Origin of the sequence: Streptomyces sp. NPDC018610 (assembly GCF_044391765.1) — a bacterium.
Classification (GTDB): Bacteria; Actinomycetota; Actinomycetes; order Streptomycetales; family Streptomycetaceae; genus Streptomyces.
Map to the genome: position 1 here is coordinate 262,273 of NZ_JBISAL010000003.1, position 16,966 is coordinate 279,238.

Here is a 16,966-nt window from a genome sequence, read left to right on the forward strand (position 1 = left end):
CCCTGGTAGGCGGGGGCGGCGAGAGAGAGGAACGTTCCCATGGCTCACTCGGCACCCGTGTCCGGCCGCACCGCGCACGCCCGCACCGAGCGGCACCGGCCCACCGACTTCTTCAGCGACCGGGCGCACACCATCGGGCGCTGGGCGGTGCCCTTCGCCATCGCGCTCGTCTACGGCTACTGGGCCGCCGCCAACCGCCGCCACGGCGGGCCGATCACCGTCGGTAACCTGGTGTTCGGCTTCGTGACCGCGATCGTCTTCACGGTCCTCATGGCGGCTCTGCTGTACCTGGCCCCCCGTCTGCCGCGCGAGCTGCACGCCTTCGCGTGGTTCCTGTTCTCCGGCACGGCGTTCGGCTTCCTCGTCGGCCAGACCGGCCACTTCGAGACCCGCTGGCTGGTCGGCGTCTCCGCCGGGGTCGGTGTGCTGATCGGCCTGATCGTCTTCTACTGGGTCTACACGCACGAGGACGCCCAGGGTCATCGCATCGGCTGACCCGCGCCCCGTCGCACCGCCTCCCCACCACCGCCTCCACACCGCCGCCTCCACACCGCCGCGGGCCCCCGGCACCGGCCGGGGCCCGCGGCGTCACCGCGCCCGCCCGGCGCCCGCCCCCGGGTCCGTCCCGGCCCCCGTCCCTGAGTCCGTCCCGGCGTCGGGCCGCCCGATGCCTCCCCCTGTCCACGACGCCCTCACGGCCACGCTTCGCAGTCACCCGATCGCCTCCGTCCGCTCGCGCGCCCGCCGTCGGTGGCCTTCGCTGGGAGGGTGTCCCGACACCTGCGCAGCGGCCTGTCGGCCGTGCTGATCGCCCTCTCGTGCATGCTCGTGCCGTTCGGAGCGCTGGCGGCCTGGGCGGCGTACGGACTCACGGACACCGGTCGCTACGTCACCACCATGGCGCCGCTCGCCGCCGACCCGGACGTACGGGACGCGATCGCGCAGACGGTCGGGGACGGGATCACGCACGAGATCGGCCAGGAGATGGACGCCCGGGTGCTGCGCGGCACCGTGGCCCCGTTCGTGCACGACGCGGTCCGCTCGTTCACGCAGACCGCCGCCTTCCGCACCGCGTGGAACGAGGGCAACCGGGTCGCCCACGACGCCCTCCTGCGCGCCCTGCGCGACGAGCGCGACGCCCGGGACCGCCCGGTCACCGTCGACCTCGCCCCCGTCACCGCCCAGGTCAAGGCCCGGCTCGCCCAGGACCACGTACCGCTCGCGGCCCGCATCCCCGTCGAGCACACCGAGGTCGCCCTGCTCCCGGCCCAGCAGATGGGCCGCCTGCGGAAAGGGTTCAACGTGCTCGAAGTCGCCGGCTTCTGGCTCCCCGTCGCGGCCGTCGCGTTCGCCGTCGCCGGCATCGCGCTGGCCGTCCATCGCCGCCGCGCGCTCACCGCCACCGCGCTGGGCATCGCACTCGGCGGCGCGCTGCTCGCCCTCGCCCTCGCCCTGGGCCGCAGCCTGACCCTGGCCGATCTGCCCGACGAGGTCTCCCAGCCGGCCGCGGGCGCCGTCTACGACGCCCTGACGGCCACATTGCGCACCACGTCCTGGCTGCTGGTGGCCCTGGGCCTGACGGTGGCCGCCCTGACCTGGCTCGGCCGCCGCCGCGTCGGCCGCTCCCGCCCACGTCCCCGCCTCTGGCCTCGGTTCCCGTTCCGCCTCGGGCGGCGCAGGCGGGCGGCCGAGGCGACCGCTCCCACGCAGACCCCGCAACCCCCACCGCGCGTCCGCGCCTGACGGCGGACACCGTCCTCCACCACGCGTCCGCGTCGGCCGACCTGGAACTCCCCCGGCCGTTCGACGAGGCGCCCGGCCGCTTCCTGACGCGATGGGACCACTCGCGTAGTCGGTGCCGTGCGGCGGGGGCGACGCCCGCGGACCGCGTCGGCACGGCCGTGCTGACACGACTGTTCCCCCGTTCATCTCCCCTGCCCGGGATCCGCACACGGGGCCGCTAACCTTACGTGTCCGTCCTGGCCAGGGATCGACGGGATCAACTCACGCGAAGGGTTGCGCACATGGGCATTCTCACTCGCCTGCGGAACGCGTTCGGCCGGTCACGCAAGGGGCGTGGGGCCGAAGCAGAGGGTGCGGAGCAGGTACCGGCCCAGGAGCCGGCCCCGACCGCCGAGCAGGAGCCGAAGGCCCAAGTCCCCGCCCCGGCGCCCGAGCCGGTGCCGGATCCGCCGGTCGCGGCCCACGTCCCCGACCCCCGCACCTCGCCCCGCGAGGAGAGCGACGAACACGAACTGGTCGCCGCCGCCTTCGACAACGTCACGGTCCCCAAACCGGCGAAGCCGATCGACCCGGCCCCGGCCCTCACCACCCCGGACCCGACGCCGGAGCCGGAGCCCGAGCCGGAACCCGAGCCGGAAAAGAAGACGGAACCGGAACCGGAGCCCGAGCCCGAGCCGGAACAGAAGACGGAACCGGAGCCCGAGCCCGAGCCCACCACCCCTCCTGCGCCCGCCCCCGCCCCGGAGCCCACGACCGCTCCCGAGCCGACCCCCGCGGACCCGACCCCCGCCGAGGCATCCACCGAGGTTCCCGCCGAGACCACCGACGACCACCCCCAGCCCGCCGACGGCGAGGACCTCCCACAGGGGCCGCCCGCACCCGACGACGAGAGCCGCACGGGTGGTGCGAGCGGGAACGAGGCCCCGGCCGAAGGCGAAGCCGAGGCCGAAACGCCCCCCGCGACCGGCACCGGCACCGCCCCCAAACCCGCCACCCCCCTCACCCGCCTGAAGTCCCGCGCTCCCGCCCTCGCCACCGCCTACAAGGCGGCCACCGCGGCCCTCAGGAAGCACGACCTCACCGGCGCCCGCGCCAAGGTCTACCTCGTCCTCGACCGCTCGGCCTCCATGCGCCCGTACTACAAGGACGGTTCCGCCCAGGCCCTCGCCGAGCAGACGCTCGCCCTCGCCGCCCATCTCGACCCCGAGGCGACCGTCCACGTCACGTTCTTCTCCACGGAGGTGGACGGCACCGCCGACCTCACCCTCGCCGACCACGAGAACAGGATCGACGAGGTCCACGCCACGCTCGGCCGCATGGGCCGTACGACGTACCACGCGGCGGTCGAGGAGGTCCTCGCCCACCACGCCGGGCAGGACACCGAGGACACCGCCCTGGTGATCTTCCAGACGGACGGCGCCCCCGACGCCAAGACCCCCGCGACCCAGTCCCTCACCGACGCGGCGAAGAACCACCCCGGCGTCTTCTTCTCCTTCGTCGCCTTCGGCGAGCACGACAACAAGGCGTTCGACTACCTGCGCAGGCTGAAGACCGGCAACGCGTCCTTCTTCCACGCCGGCCCTACCCCGCGCGAACTGACGGACAAGGAGCTGTACGAGGGCGTACTCGCCGCCTGGCGGCCGTAAGCACCCCGTCGCGTCCGCTTCCCGGCCCCCCACGCCCGCGAAAACCGGGAAGCGGTCCCCCCACCCGCGTCGGATACGATTTCAAGGTTCACAGACGACCCAGAACCACGAGATCGTCACTCCGCGTAGCGACTTGGGAGCAGCCCGCGATGGCTCGACACCTCATCACCAGCGCCCTTCCGTACATCAACGGGATCAAGCACCTGGGCAACATGGTGGGGTCCATGCTCCCGGCGGACGTGTACTCCCGCTACCTGCGCCAGCGCGGCCACGACGTGCTGTACATCTGCGCGACGGACGAGCACGGCACCCCGGCCGAGCTGGCCGCGAAGGAACAGGGCCTGCCCGTCGCCGAGTTCTGCGCGCAGGCGCACGACGCGCAGAAGGCGATCTACGACGGTTTCGGCCTGGCCTTCGACCACTTCGGCCGCAGCTCCTCGCGGCAGAACCACGAGATCACGCAGGAGATCGCCCGCGAGCTGAAGGCGAACGGCTTCATCGAGGAGCGCGCCATCCGCCAGGTGTACTCCAACGCCGACGGCCGCTTCCTGCCCGACCGCTACATCATCGGCACCTGCCCGCACTGCGGCTACGACAAGGCCCGCGGCGACCAGTGCGAGAACTGCACCCGGGTGCTGGACCCGACGGACCTGATCGAGCCGCGTTCGGCGATCAGCGGCAGCAGCGACCTGGAGGTCCGCGAGACCAAGCACCTCTTCCTCCTCCAGTCGACGCTGGCCGGCGAGGTCGAGGCGTGGGTCGACGAGCGCGCCGACGCCTGGCCGGTGCTGGCCTCCTCCATCGCCCGCAAGTGGCTGACCGAAGGCCTGCACGACCGCGCCATCACCCGCGACCTGGAGTGGGGCGTCCCGGTCCCGGCCGACACCTGGCCGGACCTGGCCGCCGAGGGCAAGGTCTTCTACGTCTGGTTCGACGCGCCGATCGAGTACATCGGCTCGACGAAGGAGTGGGCGGAGCAGGACCCGGAGAACCGCGACTGGCGCTCGTGGTGGTGGGAGTCGGACGCGGACGTCCGCTACACGCAGTTCATGGGCAAGGACAACGTCCCCTTCCACAGCGTGATGTTCCCGGCGACCCTGCTGGGCACCCGCGCGCCGTGGAAGAAGGTCGACGTCATCAAGGCCTTCAACTGGCTGAACTACTACGGCGGCAAGTTCTCCACCTCGCAGCGCCGCGGCGTCTTCACCCATGACGCGCTGGAGATCCTGCCGGCCGACTACTGGCGCTACTTCATGATGGCCAACGCCCCGGAGTCGGACGACTCGTCCTTCACCTGGGAGCACTTCACGGCCACGGTGAACAAGGACCTCGCCGACACCCTCGGCAACTTCGTCAACCGCGTCCTGTCCTTCTCCCGCAAGCGTTTCGGCGACGACGTCCCGCAGGGCGGGGAGCCGGGCGAGGCGGAGGCCAGGCTGGGTGCGGAGATCGCGCGTCTGCTCGCCGAGTACGAGGAGCAGATGGAGGCCGTCCAGTTCCGCAAGGCGGCCGCCGCGCTGCGCGCCCTGTGGTCGGCGGGCAACTCCTACCTGGAGGAGAAGGCCCCCTGGCTGGAGATCAAGACCGACCAGGACGGCGCGGCCCTCACCCTGCGCACGGCGATGAACCTGATCCACCTCTACGCCGTGGTCTCCGAGCCCTTCATCCCGACGACGGCGAAGGCGATGCGCTCCGCGTTCGACCTGCCGGACGACACGGCGGCGTGGGTGACGTCCGACGAGGCGAAGGCGCTGACCGCCGTCCCCGCCGGCACCCCGTTCACGGTCCCGCCGGTCCTCTTCGCCAAGCTCACGGACGACGACCTGGCGGCGTACAAGGAGCGCTTCGGCGGCGAGCCGGCCTGATCGAGGGGCACCCCCTGCCCACACTCCGGCACCGTGCTCTCCCCCGTCCGCAGGAGATGCCGACCGCGTAACACGCTCGCTACAGCTCGGGGCCCGGGAGGCGTCACCGCTTCTCCCGGGCCCCGTGCTTTGCGAAGATCCCCGGGACGGCGACCGTCCGGTCGGCGTCACTCGTATGAGGGGGGACCTTCCATGGGACTGTTCGGCAACGCGCACAGCATCGACCCGGCCGAGGCGCAGCAGGAGTACAAGCGTCTGCTGGGGCACGGCGAGCAGGTGCACGCCGCTCATCTGCTGATCCGCGACACCATCCTGTTCACCGACCGACGCCTGATCCTGGTCGACAAGCAGGGCATCACCGGCAAGAAGACGGAGTACCACTCCATTCCGTACCGGAGCATCACGCACTTCTCCGTCGAGACGGCCGGCCACTTCGACCTCGACGCCGAGCTGAAGATATGGGTCTCCGGCACCGCGGCCCCGATCGAGAAGACGTTCACCAAGGGCGTCGACATCTACGAGGTCCAGGCCATCCTGACGCAGTTCGTCGCGAAGTGAAGGGGGCGGCCTGCGGCCGTCGAGATCGCACCCGGTCAGTGCTGCTCGCCGGTCCCGCTCTCATAGCGGGGCAGGTCGTCGGTGGAGATGGTCCAGTCGGCGATGGTGACGTCCTCGCCGTAGACGAAGTCCTTGCGGGTGGCGTAGCGGGGGCCGTCGGGGGTGGGGTGGATGTCGGTGAGGACGGCGCCCCGCCCGTGCGGGGGTCGAAGATCGCGTAGACGGGGATGCCGATCAGTGGGTAGTCGCGCGGCTTGGTGACCCAGTCGTTGTCCGGGTTGGAGCGTGCTAGCACCGGGTGCGGGCCTACCGCACGCCCGAGACAGCGCCGCCGCCCGGCACACTCCCCGGAGCGACGCGCGCCCAGCAGAAGGCGCCCGGGACCTCGTCGGTCCCGGGCGCCGTCGCGATCCGCGCGCGGCCTACTTCGGCTGCGGCTTGTTCACCGTCAGGTGCAGTTCCTTCAGGCGGGCCGGCTCCAGCTCGGTCGGCGCGCCCATCATCAGGTCCTGGGCGTTGCCGTTGAGCGGGAAGGCGATCGTCTCGCGGATGTTCGGCTCGTCGGCCAGCAGCATGACGATGCGGTCGACGCCCGGGGCGATGCCACCGTGCGGCGGGGCGCCGAAGCGCAGCGCGCGCAGCATGCCGGCGAACTCGCGCTCGACCGTCTCGTTGTCGTAGCCCGCGATCTCGAACGCCTTGAGCATGATGTCCGGCTCGTGGTTCCGGATGGCGCCGGAGGACAGCTCCACGCCGTTACAGACGATGTCGTACTGCCAGGCCAGGACGTCCAGCGGGTCCTGGTTCTCCAGGGCCTCCAGGCCGCCCTGCGGCATCGAGAACGGGTTGTGGGAGAAGTCGATCTTCCCTGTCTCCTCGTCCTTCTCGTACATCGGGAAGTCCACGATCCAGCAGAAGCGGAACACGTCCTCCTCGAACTGGCCGGCCCGCTTGGCCGCCTCGACACGGACCGCGCCCATGATCTTGGAGACCTCGTCGAACTCGCCCGCGCCGAAGAAGACGGCGTGGCCGGCGGCCAGCGACAGACGCTTGGTCAGCTCCGCGACGTTCTCCTCGGTGAGGAACTTCGCGATCGGGCCGGTCAGCGAGCCGTCCTCGCCGACGCGCACCCAGGCCAGGCCCTTCGCGCCCTGGGAGACCGCGTAGTCACCCAGCTGGTCGAAGAACTTGCGCGGCTGGTCCTGGACCGCCGGCACCGGCAGGGCGCGCACGTGCTTGCCGGCGAACGCCTTGAACTCCGAGCCCTCGAAGATGTCGGTGATGTCCACCAGCTCCAGCTTGGCGCGCAGGTCCGGCTTGTCGGAGCCGTACTTGAGCATCGCCTCGCGGAACGGGATGCGCGGGAAGGGGGAGGTGACGTGGCGGCCGCCGCCGAACTCCTCGAACAGCTCGGTCATCAGCTGCTCGATCGGCCGGAAGACGTCCTCCTGCTCGACGAAGCTCATCTCGACGTCGAGCTGGTAGAACTCGCCCGGCGAGCGGTCGGCGCGGGCGTCCTCGTCGCGGAAGCAGGGCGCGATCTGGAAGTAGCGGTCGAAGCCGGAGATCATCAGCAGCTGCTTGAACTGCTGCGGGGCCTGCGGGAGCGCGTAGAAGCGGCCGGCGTGCAGGCGGGAGGGGACGACGAAGTCGCGGGCGCCCTCGGGGGAGGTCGCCGTGAGGATCGGCGTCGCCATCTCGTTGAAGCCGAGCGCGACCATCTTGTGCCGGATCGCGGAGATCACGGCCGTGCGCAGCATGATGTTGCGGTGCATGCGCTCGCGGCGCAGGTCGAGGAAGCGGTACTCCAGGCGCCGCTCCTCGTTGACGCCGTCCTCGGCGTTGATCGTGAAGGGCAGCGGGGCGGCGGCGCCGAGCACCTCGACCTCGCCGACCTCGATCTCGACCTCGCCGGTGGGCAGGTCGGTGTTCACGTTCTCGGTTCCACGTGAAACGACGCCGCCGTCGACGCGGACGACCGTCTCCTTGGACAGCTTGTCCAGGGTCTCGTAGGCGGGCGTGCCGGGACGGGCGACGAGCTGCGTGATGCCGTAGTGATCGCGCAGATCGATGAAGAGGATGCCGCCCAGGTCGCGCCGATTGTGCAGCCAGCCACTCAGCCGGACGTCGGTGCCGACGTCAGAGGCGCGGAGCTCGCCGCAGGTGTGGGACCTGTACCGATGCATCGTCGTTCATCCAGTCTTCGCGGATCGGGGTCACCGGGCGGGCATGGCCCGGACCCACCAAGCGTACCGGCCGCCCCAAGATCGGCTCGCCCCCATTACCCGCCACGCCCCCACGCACGCCGCCGCGCACGCCCACAGCGCCGGTTCCGGCCGGCGCCGGATTCGCCCTTCTTCGGTGGCAGTGTCCGATCGCATCTTCTTACAGTGGGGCAATGCGCACTGGTGAGCCCCTGCCCGCCGTCGGGGACGTCCTCGCCGCCCTCGCGACCGGACTGTGGCACTGGGACACCGCCACCAAGATGGTCGCGGTCGACGCCGAGGCGGCCCGGCTGCTCGGGCTGCCCGCCGAGGCGGTCACCCTCACGGAGGCCCAGGTGCGCGCCCGTCTGCACCCGGTCGACTGGAACGAGATCACCGGAGTGGTCCAGCTGGCCGCCTCCGAGGGCACCCTCGCCGAGGTGCGCATACGGATCATGGACGAGCAGAACCGGATCATCCGGGTGGTGCGCAGCCGCTCCCTGCCGACCTTCGACCCGCGCAAGAAGGCGTACGAGCTGATCGGCACCCTGCAGGAGGTCACCGAGCCCACACCGGGCTCGCCCGCCGCGCGCAGCGGCGTCACCGGCGACTGGCGGCGCTCCAGGGAGGCTTTCCTGCTGGACGCCGGGCGGGCCCTGGCCGAGGCGCGGTCCACCGCCGAGGTGCTGCGGGTGGCGGCCGGCCTGTCGATGCCCGGCTTCTCCCCGGACGGACTGGCGGTCTTCGGCGTGGAGGGCGACCGGCTGTCGGTGATCGGCCACCACGGGCAGCGGCCCGGCGACGAGGCGCCGTTCGTGCAGATGTCGCTGGACACGGACTACCCGGCCGCCGAGGTGGTCCGCACCGGCCGCGCCGTGTACCTGTCCTCGCCGGAGCAGTACCGGGCCCGCTACCCGCTCACCTGGCCGCTCGCCGAGCACTTCCACCGCCGCTCCTGGGCGTATCTGCCGCTGACCGCCTCGGGCCGCACCATGGGCGCCTGGATGGCGGCCTTCGCCTATCCGGTGGCGTTCACGCCCGACGAGCGCTCGGTGCTGACCACGGTGGCCCGGATGCTCGCCCAGGCCCTCTCGCGGGCCGGGACCGCCGAGACCGAGCGGGAGCTGAGCGAGGGCCTGCAGCGCTCGATGATGCCCACGCTGGGCCCCGAGGTCCCCGGCATGGACCTGGCCGCCCGTTACGTCCCCACCGGCGGCGGCCTCCAGGTCGGCGGCGACTGGTACGACATGATCCCGCTGCCGGACGGCACCGCGCGCGACCGGGGGAAGGGGAGGCCGGGACGGTTCGCCCTGGTCATCGGCGATGTGCAGGGGCACGACGTGCGCGCCGCCGGGCTGATGGGCCAGCTGCGCATCGCCCTGCGCGCCTACGCCTCCGAGGGGCACCGCCCGGACGCGGTGCTCTCCCGCGCCTCCCGGTTCCTGCACGGCATGGTCAACGACGGCGCCACCGGCGACGACATCGCCGACCTGCGTTTCGCGACCTGCCTGTACGCCGAGGTCGACCCGCGTACGGGGGTGCTGGAGGTGGCCCGCGCCGGGCACCCCGACCCGGTGATCCGGATGGCGGACGGGACGGTGCTGCAGCGGCCGACGGCGGGCGGGCTGCCGCTCGGCGTGGACCCGGACCCCGACTACCCGACCACGCGGTTCACGCTGGAGCCCGGCGAGACGATGATGGTCTGCACCGACGGCCTGATCGAGACCGGCGGCCACGACCTGGACACCGGCTGGCAGCGCATCCGTTCGATCCTGGAGCGGCACGAGGGCGACACCGAGGAACTCGCCGACGCGCTCGTGCAGGCCGTGCACGGGCCGTCCTCGCACCACACCACGGGCCCGCTGGTGGACCGCCGCGAGGACGACATCGCCGTCCTGCTGCTGACCCGGCGCTGCGAGGGCCACGGCGGCACGGTGAGCCTGCCCGAGGTCCGGCGCACCCTGCTCACGGTCGCGCAGGCCGAGCCCGAGCGGGTCGCGGTGGCCCGCCAGCAGCTGCGGCAGCTGCTGCACGACTGGACCTCCGAGGAGCAGGTGGACTCGGCGGTGCTGCTGCTGTCGGAGATGCTGACGAACGTGCTGGTGCACACCGACACCGACGCGCTGCTGCTGGCCGAGGTGAGCGGCGAGCGGGGCGAGCGGCGGATGCGGGTGGAGGTCACCGACGCCGGCGACGACCTGCCGCACAAGCGCCGGCCGGGCGAGCTGGCCTCCTCCGGGCGCGGGCTGGTGCTGATCGAGCTGCTCGCCGACGCGTGGGGCGTCGAGCCGCGGGGGGTGGGCAAGAGCATCTGGTTCGAGCTGTACGAGCCGCCGTGGGAGAAGAAGCGGTGAGAACCGCGGACCGCCGGCCGGCCGTGCGGCGGGGCCCGGCCGTCGGCCCTACGGCTCAGCATGACGGCTCGGGGGTGACGGCTCGGCCGTACGGCTCAGGTCCGACGGTTCGAGGGTGACACGGCTCAGGCGTACCGCTCGCGGACCTCGTGCGCGATGCCGAAGGCCGCCGCCGTCAGCGGCACCGCCAGCAGCATCCCCACGATCCCGGCGACCGACGCTCCCGCGGCGATCGCCAGCAGCACCGCCGCCGGGTGCATCTGGACGGTCCGGCTCTGGATGAGCGGCTGCAGCACGTGCCCCTCCAGCAGTTGCACGGCGACGACCACGCCGAGCGCCCACAGCGCGACCACGAACCCGCGGTCGGCGAGCGCGACCAGCACGGACACCGCGCCGGAGATGAAGGCGCCCAGGTAGGGGATGTAGGCGCCGACGAAGACCAGCGCGCCCAGTCCGACGGCGCCGGGCACGTGCAGCAGGAGCAGGCCCACGGTGATGCAGACGGCGTCGATGAACGCGATGATCGTGGTCCCGCGCATGAAGCCCTCGACGGCGGTGAACGCCCGCATGGCCATGCTCTCGACCGTGTCGGCGCTGTCGCCCGGCGAGAGCGTGCGCAGGGTCCGCCGGGCCCGGCCGGCGTCGCGCAGGAAGAAGAAGACCAGCAGCAGCGCCAGCACGGCCATGGCGAGGTACTCGGCGACGACGCTGACGCCGCTGATGACGCCGGAGGCGGCGGTCCCGCCGAACTTGGACAGCAGGTTCCTGCCCTGCCCGGCGAGGTCGGACAGCGAGGTCCCGGCCGGTCCCAGATGGGAGGAGAGGGACCTCGCCGCGTGCTCCAGGGAGTCGGCGATCTGCGGCCAGCTGTCGATCAGCGCGCGCACCACGATGTATCCGGTGCCGCCGACGACGACCACGACGGCGGCGCAGGTGATCCCGGCCGCCACCGACCGGTTGACCTTCGCCCGCACCAGCCGCCGGAACAGCGGCCGCAGCAGCGCCGTGCCCAGCAGGGCCAGCAGGACGGGGATCACGGCGGTGCGGAGCACCACGCACAGCCGCACCAGGACCCACACCACCCCGGAGACGAGCAGCACGACGGCGCACCAGGCGGCGAGGCGCCGGACGGGCTCGGGCAGTGAGGTCACCCCCTCAGCGCATCACGCGCCGGGCGGACTGTCCTGTGCGGACAGTCCGCCCGGGTGAGCCCGCCCCGAGCGGATCTCGGCGTCGCCGCCGGTGGTGTCCTTGAGCGGGTACGAGTCGGGCAGCCCCGTCACGGGGCTCCCGTCCCCCTAGAACTCACCCGCGGGCACCTCGCCGAGGCGGCCCGCCTTGAAGTCGTCGAACGCCTGGACGAGCTCGGCGTGGCTGTTCATCACGAACGGCCCGTAGTGCGCCATCGGCTCCCGGATCGGCAGTCCGCCGAGCAGGATCACCTCGAAGGTGGAGCTCCGCGAGTCCTGGGTCTCGGACGCCCGCAGGGTCAGCGAGTCGCCGTCGCCGAAGACGACCGCCTGCCCCATGCCGAAGGGCCGCTTCTCGCCGCCGGCGAAGCCCTGGCCCGCGAGGCCGTAGGCGAGGGCGTTGAAGTCCGACCGCCACGGCAGCGTGACCTCGGCGCCGGGACTGACGGAGGCGTGGACCATCGTGATCGGGGTGTGCGTGATGCCGGGGCCGCTGTGGCCGTCGAGGTCGCCCGCGATGACGCGCAGGAGCGAGCTGCCGTCGGCCGAGGCCAGCAGCTTGACGGTGCCGCCGCGGATGTCCTGGTACCGGGGGTCGGACATCTTGTCCTTGGCGGGCAGGTTCACCCACAGCTGCAGCCCGTGGAAGAGGCCGCCGGACATGACCAGCTCCTCGGGCGGCGTCTCGATGTGCAGCAGGCCCGAGCCCGCGGTCATCCACTGGGTGTCGCCGTTGGTGATGGTGCCGCCACCACCGTGGGAGTCACGGTGGATGAAGGTCCCGTCGATGATGTACGTGACGGTCTCGAAGCCGCGGTGCGGGTGCCAGGGAGTCCCCTTCGGCTCGCCGGCCTCGTAGTCCACCTCGCCCATCTGGTCCATCATGATGAACGGATCCAGGTGCTTGTAGTCGATGCCCGCGAACGCGCGCCGCACCGGGAAACCCTCCCCCTCGAAACCGGACGGAGCCGTGGCCACGTGCAGGACACGGCGCTGCCGGGCGTTCGCGGAAGCGGTGACGCGGGGAAGCACGAGCGGGTTCTCGACGGTCACTGCGGGCATGTCGGTACCTCCTTGGGGGCGTGACGGCCACTCTAGTTGAGCATTCAACTTCTTGCCAGCTCCAACACGAGGAGCCCGGAGGGCATTCCCTCCGGGCTCCACAGGACCCGGAGGGCATTCCCTCCGGGCTCCACAGGACCGGGCCGTACCGCCGGGGCCTCAGCCGTACATCCGCCGCATCGCGAAGTCGACCATCTGCTCGACCGCCTTCGCGTCGAAGACGATCCGGTGCTCGCCCTCCATGTCGAGCACGAAGCCGTACCCCGTGGGCAGCAGGTCGATCACCTCCGCGCCGGTGATCACGAAGTACTTGGACTCCTTGCCCGCGTACCGCCGCAGCTCCTTCAGCGAGGTGAACATCGGGATCACCGGCTGCTGGGTGTTGTGCAGCGCGAGGAAGCCCGGTGTGTCACCGCGCGGGCAGTACACCTTCGAGGTGGCGAAGATCTGCTGGAAGTCCTCGGCGGCCATCTGCCCGGTGGTGAAGGCGCGGACCGCGTCCGCGAGCGAGGGCGGCGACGGCTCGGGGTACAACGGCTGCTGCTGGCCGTAGCCACCGGCCATGCCCCCCGCCATACCGCCCGGCATCTGCTCCTGCGGCGGCGCGTACTGCTGCTGCGCCGCGCCCCCGTCCATCGGCTGGCCGTATCCGTACATGCGGCAAGCGTACCGACGCCCCCGGGGCCGCAGGGCCGGGGCGAGCACTCCCGGCCCGGGGAGCGGACGCCTCACGGGCCGACCGGGAGGCTCACGGGCGCCGGAGATCGCCCGCCAGGACGGCGCCGACGGTCACGCCGAGGCGGTCCCCGGCGTACGCCGTCGGGACGCCGCGGACCCCGGTCCGGATTAGAGACGCGTCACAGACGCACCGTCAGGGGTTGCTTCTTATTACCGACGGGTAGCATCATCGGAGCTACTAGTTGGTACGCGAACCAGATGCGAGGAGACAGTGCCTCGCCGAGTCCTCGACGGGAGCCGTGGCCATGGGGCACTACAAGTCCAACCTCCGCGACATCGAGTTCAACCTCTTCGAGGTCCTCGGACGCGACAAGCTGTACGGCACGGGTCCGTTCGCCGAGATGGACACCGAGACCGCCAAGAGCATCCTGGAGGAGCTGACCCGCCTCTCCGAGAACGAGCTGGCGGAGTCCTTCGCCGACGCCGACCGCAACCCGCCGGTGTTCGACCCCGAGACCCACACCGCCCCGGTCCCGGCGTCCTTCAAGAAGAGCTACCAGGCCTTCATGGACTCCGAGTACTGGCGCCTCGGCCTGCCCGAGGAGATCGGCGGCACAACCTCGCCGCGCTCCCTGATCTGGGCCTACGCCGAGCTGATCCTGGGCGCCAACCCGGCCGTGTGGATGTACTCCTCGGGCCCCGCGTTCGCCGGCATCCTCTTCGAGGAGGGCAACGAGGTCCAGAAGCACATCGCCAAGATCGCCGTGGAGCGCCAGTGGGGCTCCACGATGGTGCTCACCGAGCCCGACGCGGGCTCCGACGTGGGCGCCGGCCGCACCAAGGCGGTCCAGCAGGAGGACGGCTCCTGGCACATCGAGGGCGTGAAGCGCTTCATCACCTCCGGTGAGCACGACATGTCGGAGAACATCCTCCACTACGTGCTCGCCCGTCCCGAGGGCGCCGGCCCCGGCACCAAGGGCCTGTCCCTCTTCCTCGTCCCGAAGTACGAGTTCGACTTCGAGACCGGCGAGCTGGGCGAGCGCAACGGCGTCTACGCCACCAACGTCGAGCACAAGATGGGCCTGAAGGCCTCCAACACGTGCGAGATGACCTTCGGCGACCAGCACCCCGCCAAGGGCTGGCTGATCGGCGACAAGCACGACGGCATCCGCCAGATGTTCCGCATCATCGAGTTCGCCCGCATGATGGTCGGCACGAAGGCGATCTCCACGCTCTCCACCGGCTACCTCAACGCGCTGGAGTACGCCAAGGAGCGCGTGCAGGGCCCGGACCTGGCCAACTTCATGGACAAGGCCGCGCCCAAGGTCACCATCACCCACCACCCCGACGTGCGCCGCTCGCTGATGACCCAGAAGGCGTACGCCGAGGGCATGCGCGCCCTGGTGATGTACACCGCCTCGGTCCAGGACGAGATCCAGCTCAAGGAGGCGAACGGCGAGGACGCCTCCGCCGAGCACGCCCTCAACGACCTGCTCCTGCCGATCGTCAAGGGCTACGGCTCCGAGAAGGCCTACGAGCAGCTCGCCCAGTCCCTGCAGACCTTCGGCGGCTCCGGCTTCCTGCAGGAGTACCCGATCGAGCAGTACATCCGCGACGCCAAGATCGACACCCTCTACGAGGGCACCACCGCGATCCAGGGCCAGGACTACTTCTTCCGGAAGATCGTCCGCAACCAGGGCGCCGCGCTGAACTCGCTCGCCGAGGACATCAAGAAGTTCCTCGCCCTGGGCACCGGCGGCGCCGAACTGTCCGAGGCCCGCGAGCACCTGGCCAAGGCCGCCGTCGAGCTGGAGGCCGTCGTCGGCGTCATGCTGACCGACCTCGCCGCCACCGAGCAGGACGTCAAGAACATCTACAAGGTGGGCCTGAACACCACCCGCCTGCTGCTGGCCTCCGGCGACGTGGTCGTCGGCTACCTGCTGCTGAAGGGCGCGGCGATCGCCGCCGAGAAGCTGGAGACCGCCTCCGCCAAGGACAAGCCGTTCTACACGGGCAAGATCGCGGCGGCGAAGTTCTTCGCTGCCAACGTCCTGCCGGGCGTCACGCTGGCCCGCAAGCTGTCGCAGAAGGTCGACCTGGACCTGATGGAGCTGGACGAGGCCGCCTTCTAGGAGCCCCGCCCCGAGCCGTCCCCGCGACGGCGTCCCGACGGCGCGGTGACGCCACCGCACCCGCCGCGTTCCGTACGAGGCCCGCACGAGGGTCCGCTCCCACACCGGGAGCGGACCCTCGTCCGTCGTTAAGGTGAACCCATGAGCACAAGCCGGCCCTTCGACCGAGGCCATACCGACGACCTGATGTCCTTCCTGGCGGCCTGCCCGTCGCCGTACCACGCCGTGGCGAACGCCGCCGCGCGGCTGGAGAAGGCGGGCTTCCGTCAGGTCGCCGAGACGGACGCCTGGGACACGGCGACGTCAGAGGCTTCCGCCACGGGGGCGGGCGGGAAGTACGTGCTGCGCGGCGGCGCGATCATCGCCTGGTACGTCCCCGAGGGCGCCGCGCCGCACACCCCCTTCCGCATCGTCGGCGCGCACACCGACTCCCCCAACCTGCGCGTCAAGCCGCTGCCGGACACCGGGGCGCACGGCTGGCGCCAGGTCGCCGTGGAGATCTACGGCGGCCCGCTGATGAACTCCTGGCTCGACCGCGACCTGGGCCTGGCCGGCCGGCTCACCCTGCGCGACGGCTCGACGCGCCTGGTGAACGTCGACCGCCCGCTCCTGCGCGTCCCCCAGCTCGCCATCCACCTGGACCGCGCCGTCTCCACCGACGGCCTCAAGCTCGACAAGCAGCGGCACCTCCAGCCGGTGTGGGGCCTCGGCGACGACGTCCGCGACGGCGACCTGATGGCCTTCGTGGAGCACGAGGCGGGCCTGCCCGCGGGCGAGGTCACCGGCTGGGACCTGATGACGCACTCCGTGGAGCCGCCCGCCTACCTGGGCCGCGACCGCGAGCTGATGGCCGGCCCGCGCATGGACAACCTGCTGTCCGTGCACGCCGGCACGGCCGCCCTGGCCGCGGTGGCCACCGGCGGCGCCGACCTGCCGTACATCCCGGTGCTGGCCGCCTTCGACCACGAGGAGAACGGCTCCCAGTCCGACACCGGCGCCGACGGGCCCCTGCTCGGCGGCGTGCTGGAGCGCTCGGTGTTCGCCCGCGGCGGGTCCTACGAGGACCGGGCGCGCGCGTTCGCCGGCACGGTCTGCCTCTCCTCGGACACCGGCCACGCGGTCCACCCGAACTACGCCGAGCGTCACGACCCGACCCACCACCCGCGCGCCGGCGGCGGCCCCCTGCTCAAGGTGAACGTCAACAACCGCTACGCCACCGACGGTTCGGGCCGTGCCGTGTTCGCGGCGGCCTGCGAGAAGGCGGGCGTCCCCTTCCAGTCCTTCGTGTCCAACAACTCCATGCCGTGCGGCACGACGATCGGCCCGATCACCGCGGCCCGGCACGGCATCCGGACCGTCGACATCGGCGTGGCCATCCTCTCCATGCACAGCGCGCGCGAACTGTGCGCCGCCGACGACCCGTTCCTGCTGGCGAACGCGCTGGTGGCGTTCCTGGAGGGCTGACCGGCCCGGCCGCGGGGAGCCCGCGGGCGACCCGCCGAACGACCCATGAGGGGCCACCGCCGCATGTCCA

At 71.6% G+C, this 16,966-nt stretch carries 12 protein-coding genes and 1 pseudogene; 8 read left to right on the forward strand and 5 right to left on the reverse strand.

Annotated elements, in window-relative coordinates; translation table 11 throughout:
* Positions 1-39: 39 nt before the first annotated feature.
* From ACH5A8_RS10685 to ACH5A8_RS10705, 5 genes are all read left to right on the forward strand, one after another.
* Entirely contained in the window at positions 40-495 is a 456-nt protein-coding gene (locus ACH5A8_RS10685) for a hypothetical protein (protein ID WP_399000225.1), read from the forward strand.
* 273 nt (positions 496-768) lie between these two features.
* Positions 769-1,743 carry a hypothetical protein gene (locus ACH5A8_RS10690; protein WP_399000227.1) on the forward strand — a complete coding sequence of 325 codons (975 nt, stop codon included), beginning with the start codon at positions 769-771 and terminating at the stop codon, positions 1,741-1,743.
* A gap of 281 nt (positions 1,744-2,024) precedes the next feature.
* The gene (locus tag ACH5A8_RS10695) at positions 2,025-3,389 is read left to right on the forward strand and encodes a VWA domain-containing protein (RefSeq protein WP_399000229.1); all 1,365 of its coding nucleotides are present in this window, start codon (positions 2,025-2,027) and stop codon (positions 3,387-3,389) included.
* A 149-nt stretch (positions 3,390-3,538) separates the two neighbouring features.
* A complete protein-coding gene (metG, locus tag ACH5A8_RS10700) occupies positions 3,539-5,254 on the forward strand; it encodes a methionine--tRNA ligase (protein ID WP_399000232.1) in 1,716 nt (571 codons plus the stop codon).
* Between the two features lie 192 nt (positions 5,255-5,446).
* Positions 5,447-5,812: a PH domain-containing protein gene (locus tag ACH5A8_RS10705; RefSeq protein WP_399000233.1), complete on the forward strand. Its 366-nt coding sequence runs from the start codon at positions 5,447-5,449 to the stop codon at positions 5,810-5,812.
* A 35-nt stretch (positions 5,813-5,847) separates the two neighbouring features.
* On the opposite strand, the pseudogene ACH5A8_RS10710 reads toward ACH5A8_RS10705, so the two are convergent.
* Together ACH5A8_RS10710 and aspS are read right to left on the reverse strand one after the other, a co-directional pair.
* A pseudogene (locus ACH5A8_RS10710) lies at positions 5,848-6,107 on the reverse strand (Uma2 family endonuclease); the annotation flags it as partial.
* Positions 6,108-6,234: 127 nt separating this feature from the next.
* Positions 6,235-7,998: an aspartate--tRNA ligase gene (gene aspS, locus ACH5A8_RS10715; RefSeq protein ID WP_399000235.1), complete on the reverse strand. Its 1,764-nt coding sequence runs from the start codon at positions 7,996-7,998 to the stop codon at positions 6,235-6,237.
* 212 nt (positions 7,999-8,210) lie between these two features.
* Here aspS and ACH5A8_RS10720 point away from each other — a divergent pair, with 212 nt between their 5' ends.
* Positions 8,211-10,370, forward strand: coding sequence for a SpoIIE family protein phosphatase (locus ACH5A8_RS10720; protein ID WP_399000238.1), 2,160 nt, complete (start codon positions 8,211-8,213; stop codon positions 10,368-10,370).
* Positions 10,371-10,495: 125 nt separating this feature from the next.
* Here the strand turns inward: ACH5A8_RS10720 and ACH5A8_RS10725 are convergent, their stop codons facing one another.
* From ACH5A8_RS10725 to ACH5A8_RS10735, 3 genes are all read right to left on the reverse strand, one after another.
* Entirely contained in the window at positions 10,496-11,521 is a 1,026-nt protein-coding gene (locus ACH5A8_RS10725; protein ID WP_399000240.1) for an AI-2E family transporter, read from the reverse strand.
* A gap of 147 nt (positions 11,522-11,668) precedes the next feature.
* Positions 11,669-12,622, reverse strand: coding sequence for a pirin family protein (locus ACH5A8_RS10730; protein ID WP_399000242.1), 954 nt, complete (start codon positions 12,620-12,622; stop codon positions 11,669-11,671).
* A gap of 159 nt (positions 12,623-12,781) precedes the next feature.
* A complete protein-coding gene (locus tag ACH5A8_RS10735; protein ID WP_027757937.1) occupies positions 12,782-13,279 on the reverse strand; it encodes an SseB family protein in 498 nt (165 codons plus the stop codon).
* A 326-nt stretch (positions 13,280-13,605) separates the two neighbouring features.
* Between ACH5A8_RS10735 and ACH5A8_RS10740 the strand changes: the two genes are divergently transcribed.
* Together ACH5A8_RS10740 and ACH5A8_RS10745 are read left to right on the forward strand one after the other, a co-directional pair.
* Positions 13,606-15,432: an acyl-CoA dehydrogenase gene (locus ACH5A8_RS10740; RefSeq protein WP_399000244.1), complete on the forward strand. Its 1,827-nt coding sequence runs from the start codon at positions 13,606-13,608 to the stop codon at positions 15,430-15,432.
* A 141-nt stretch (positions 15,433-15,573) separates the two neighbouring features.
* Complete coding sequence (locus ACH5A8_RS10745) at positions 15,574-16,896, forward strand: M18 family aminopeptidase (RefSeq protein WP_399000246.1); 1,323 nt, start codon at positions 15,574-15,576, stop codon at positions 16,894-16,896.
* Positions 16,897-16,966 lie beyond the last annotated feature (70 nt).